This window comes from Acinetobacter sp. V2, from assembly GCF_001188385.1.
Taxonomy (GTDB): Bacteria; Pseudomonadota; Gammaproteobacteria; order Pseudomonadales; family Moraxellaceae; genus Acinetobacter; species Acinetobacter oleivorans.
Genome location: NZ_JZFB01000002.1, coordinates 302,842 through 307,467, shown reverse-complemented (window position 1 = coordinate 307,467; position 4,626 = coordinate 302,842). Strand labels below are relative to the sequence as shown.

Genomic DNA, 4,626 nt, shown 5'->3' with positions numbered 1-4,626 from the left:
CTGATTCAGGTCCAAAAATATGGTCAATGGTCTTATTTTTCACGTAACGAAGCTTTGATTCAGCAATATATCGAACATTTAAAACAAACACTTTAACAATATTAAAGTGTAAGTCGAGGCGACTATGGCTGAACTCAATACTCCTTTAACGATTGGTGATTTTGAAATCAAAAATCGATTGGTAATGGCTCCATTAACGCGTGCGCGTAGTGGTGAAAGCCGAGTACCTAATGATTTGATGGTTGAATATTATCAACAGCGTGCAAATGCTGGTCTTATTTTGACTGAAGCAACAGTGATTGGTTCAAAAACTGTAGGTTATGCAGAAACCCCAGGATTATGGTTACAAGAGCAGGCACAGGCTTGGAATAAAATTATTGAGGCAGTTCATGCTCAAGGTTCAAAAATTGTAGCTCAACTTTGGCATGTTGGCCGTATTTCGCATCCTGAACTTTTAGATGGTGATATTCCTGTTGCACCAAGTGCAATTCAACCTGCGGGTGAAGTGAGTTTATTACGTCCTAAACGTCCGTATGTAACGCCACGTGCACTTTCAACTGAAGAGATTCAAGAAGTTATTGCTCAATATAAACATTCAGCAGAATTAGCTAAAGCAGCTGGTTTTGATGGTGTTGAATTACACGCAGCGAATGGTTACTTAATTGACCAGTTCCTTCAAAGTGATACGAATCAACGTGATGACGAATACGGTGGTCCTGTTGAAAACCGTGCACGTTTATTATTAGAAGTCGTTGATGCATTTATTGAAGTGTGGGGCGCTGGCCGAGTTGGTGTACATATTGCACCACGTGGTGATTCACACGATATGGGTGATGAAAATCCATTAGCAACGTTTGGTTATGTGGTTGAACAATTGAGCCAACGTAATGTTGCCTTCATCTTCTCTCGTGAATATGAAGCTGCTGATAGTATTAGCCCTAAACTTCGCGAAAAATTTAATGGTGTATGGATTGCAAATGAGAATCTAACACCAGAGTCAGCAAAACGTATTTTGCGTGATGGTGAAGCTGACGCAGTATCTTTTGGTAAAGCATATATTGCCAACCCAGATCTTTTACAGCGTTTAGAGCAAGACTTACCTTTAAATGAACTTCAACCAACAACTTTATATGCGAAAGGTGCAGAAGGTTATACAGACTATCCAACGCTAGAAGCTTCGTAATTTTTTGAACAGATGATTTACTGACCTCTTTAATCTATGGGTTCAGTAAATCGCTTTTCTTGTAATGGTAGAGTTTAGGTATCGAAACTCTGCCATTTTTTCTATCTATGTTATATTTTCCCCAGTTTTAAACTTTGACTATTTGAGGCAAACCGCTTGGCGACCCCATTTTGGTACAACACCGCACTCCATTTATTAAAACCTTTTTACCACTGGCGGATAAAAAAACGTGCAGAAAGCCAGGAATTATATAATCAGGAATGTCTGGAAAGATTTGGGCCGTTTGAATCTCCAAAAAATGTGAGAGCAATTTGGTTCCATGCTGTTTCGGTTGGAGAAACCAATGCTGCGCAGCCTTTAATCGAGCATTATCTTAAACTCGGTCAACCTGTGCTAGTTACTAATACGACTAAAACTGGGCAGGCACGTGCCAAATCATTATTTTTAAAAGCGCCGTATTTAGATTTATTTCAAGCAGTTTATTTGCCTGTTGATCAAAAGCATCTTTTAAAACAATTTTTTGAGTTGTATCAGCCAAAACTTTTAGCATTAGTCGAAACTGAACTTTGGCCAAATTTAATTGATCAAGCCAAGCTACAACATGTTCCTTGTTTATTGTTAAATGCGCGGTTATCAGAAAAATCAGCTAAAGGTTATAGTCGAGTCTCAGGTCTAACAGCAGGAATGCTCAAACAAATTGACTGGGTATTAGCACAAGATAATGCTACTCGCCAACGCTATGTCGAGCTTGGTTTAGATCAACAAAAAAGTCAGGTAGTTGGGAATATTAAATTTGATATTCACGCACCAGAAGCATTTATAAATCAGGCAGCAAAGTTACACCAGCTATGGTATTTGGGCCAACGTAAAGTACTGACAATTGCCAGTACACATGCACCCGAAGAACAACAAATTTTGCAAGCACTTCAGCCTTATTTAAAGTCAGATCCAGAGTTAGTTTGTATTGTCGTACCTCGACATCCTGAACGTTTCGACGAAGTCTTTGAAATTTGCCAAAACCTAGATTTAATTACTCACCGTAGAAGCTTGAACCAAAGTATTCATACGAGTACACAGGTTTATCTAGCCGATAGTATGGGGGAACTTTGGTTATGGTACGCCTTAAGTCAGGTGTGTTTTGTGGGTGGTTCTTTAAATGAGCCGGGTGGTGGACATAATATTTTAGAGCCTATGGTTTTGAATGTACCGACTGTCATTGGACCACGGTACTTTAATTTCCAAACTATTGTCGATGAATTCATTGACGAAAATGGTGTGCTCATTGCCCAAGACGCTGAGCAGGTTGTGGCAATCTGGATGGCATGTTTAGCTGAACCTGATCAGGCCCAACAAGTAGTAGAACAAGCACATAAAGTCTTACAACGTAACCAAGGTTCATTGCAAAAACACATTGGCGTAATTAATCGGTATTTGGCCGACAAACCATGAATATCGTTTTACTTGAGCCCGAAGATATTCAGTCAGACACGTGGTCAATTCACTCAAAGCGCCAATTACAACATTTACGTGAACATCTTGATATTACGGTTGGCCAAAATCTAAAAGTTGGTGTTCGTAATGGTGCACGTTATACCACTGAAATTATTTCGATTAACGAGCAAGAAGTTTGTATACGACCTATTAGTGAAGAAGCTGTCCCTGCAAAAATTCCGGTTCATTTAATTGTGGCTTTACCAAGGCCCAAAGTTTTACGCCGTTTAATCATGGACAGTGTGACTTTAGGGGTTGAAAAGATTAGTCTGATTCATAGTTATCGCGTAGATAAAAGCTATTGGCAAACTCCATTTTTGCAACAACTCGATAACTATGTGACTTTAGGGCTTGAGCAAGCAGGTGACACGATTGTTCCTGAAATTCATATATATAAACGCTTTAAACCTTTTGTTGAAGACGTTTTGCCAAGCTTGATCTCCAAAGAAACACCAGCCTATGTGGCTCACCCTTATGCCGAGCAGAGCATGCCAGTTAATATTCCACATGCTTGTAGTGTAGTCATTGGGCCTGAAGGTGGCTTTATTCCATATGAAGTTGATTTGCTCACAAAAAACGGCTGCCAAGCTGTGAGCTTAGGCAACCGTATTTTAAGAACCGAAACGTCTATTTCTTATATTTTAGGTCGTCTCTTTAGTTGATGCTTCAGGGTTTAAAAGTGGCTGATTTGCGGCCATTTTTAATTCCTGAATTGGGTAAGGAATATTAATTCCGTTCGCATTAAAAGCTTGTTTGACCTGAGCTTGAATGGTGCTCGTAGATGACGAAATATCAGTTTCAGTCGTATCAACCCACCAGCGTACAGTCAGGTTAACCGAGAAGTCTGCTAACGCTGTAACGTTAACCGAGAAGGCTGGCTGACTAAGTACATTTCGGTCATTATTAAGAATATCTAAAATAATCTGCTTGGCTTTTTGTTCATCGTCATCATATCCAATTCCGACTACAAACTCACAACGTCGTTGTTGATAAGCAGTATTTACCGTTAAAGCACTTGTATAAACAGTTGCATTTGGAATAACGATACGACGACCATCTGGCGAGCGTAAGAATGTTGCACGAATTTGAATATCTTCAACAGTTCCTTCAAGCGAATTGACAACAATCGAATCGCCAATGCGGAATGGTTCGCTTAATAAGATTAAGATGCCTGATAATAAGTTTTGAAAGATATCTTTAAATGCAAAACCAATAGCGACAGAACCAATTCCAAGTGCACTCATGAGTTGCCCTGGTGTAAACCCTGGAATCATAATGACGAGAGCAATTAAGAAACCAAAGAATAAAATTGTTGTACTGCCTACACGGTTTAAGACCAAAACTAGGTTTTGGCGCGTGTAAGAACGGTTTTCTAAGGTTTTACGAACAAAGAACTTAAATAATTTGGTCAGTAGCCAAAAAATAATAAAAACGATAATCGCAATACATATATAAGGCACACGTTCCCAGAAGCTATCCACGATTTTGTCGATAGTAGTATAGGCATCATGATACTTTTCAGTATGGGCTAAAACCGTTTGAGTGGTTTTAGTGCCCGCTTCTTGCAAAAGTTCGCCTGTATTTTTTGCGACATCCGTTAAGGATTTTTGTTCATCAGCCACGGCAAGTCTCAATTAAAAAATTTATGAAAGCGATTTTCAGCTTTCATCATAGTAGGAGATAAAATGTGCGCCTACTATAATGAGTTCATCTAAATAATAAAGTGTTTTTTAATTAAAAGTATTCCGTTCCTTTTTGTAAGATTTGTGTCGGTGTTTCTAAGGTATCAGTTCCTGAGAAATAATAAAAAATTCCTGCTGTTGAAATAAGGCTAACTAAAATAGCGACTAAAATAAGCCAAGCCATCAGTTTTTCTATAAATGTTGCTGGTCGAACAGGACCGTACTCGTTTGGACCTGCTGTACCTGAGGCAAGCAGTAAATAAATCATAA

The 4,626-nt window shown here is 39.0% G+C and carries 4 protein-coding genes and 2 pseudogenes; 4 read left to right on the top strand and 2 right to left on the bottom strand.

Annotated elements, in window-relative coordinates:
- The 4 genes and pseudogenes from UC75_RS21075 to UC75_RS10245 form a co-directional block, all read left to right on the top strand.
- Positions 1 to 96, top strand: a pseudogene (locus tag UC75_RS21075) (transcriptional regulator); the annotation flags it as partial.
- A 28-nt stretch (positions 97 to 124) separates the two neighbouring features.
- Entirely contained in the window at positions 125 to 1,183 is a 1,059-nt protein-coding gene (locus UC75_RS10255) for an alkene reductase (protein WP_049837522.1), read from the top strand.
- Positions 1,184 to 1,339: 156 nt separating this feature from the next.
- Positions 1,340 to 2,632, top strand: coding sequence for a 3-deoxy-D-manno-octulosonic acid transferase (locus UC75_RS10250; protein WP_049837521.1), 1,293 nt, complete (start codon positions 1,340 to 1,342; stop codon positions 2,630 to 2,632).
- Positions 2,629 to 3,336: a 16S rRNA (uracil(1498)-N(3))-methyltransferase gene (locus UC75_RS10245; RefSeq protein WP_049837520.1), complete on the top strand. Its 708-nt coding sequence runs from the start codon at positions 2,629 to 2,631 to the stop codon at positions 3,334 to 3,336. Before UC75_RS10250 ends, UC75_RS10245 begins: the two co-directional genes overlap by 4 nt.
- Here UC75_RS10245 and UC75_RS10240 read toward each other — a convergent pair.
- Together UC75_RS10240 and UC75_RS21070 are read right to left on the bottom strand one after the other, a co-directional pair.
- Positions 3,316 to 4,296 (bottom strand): mechanosensitive ion channel family protein, encoded by a 981-nt coding sequence (locus UC75_RS10240; RefSeq protein ID WP_004790025.1) that lies wholly within the window; start codon positions 4,294 to 4,296, stop codon positions 3,316 to 3,318. The genes UC75_RS10245 and UC75_RS10240 overlap by 21 nt on opposite strands.
- Before the next feature lie 112 nt (positions 4,297 to 4,408).
- Positions 4,409 to 4,626, bottom strand: a pseudogene (locus tag UC75_RS21070) (DUF805 domain-containing protein); the annotation flags it as partial.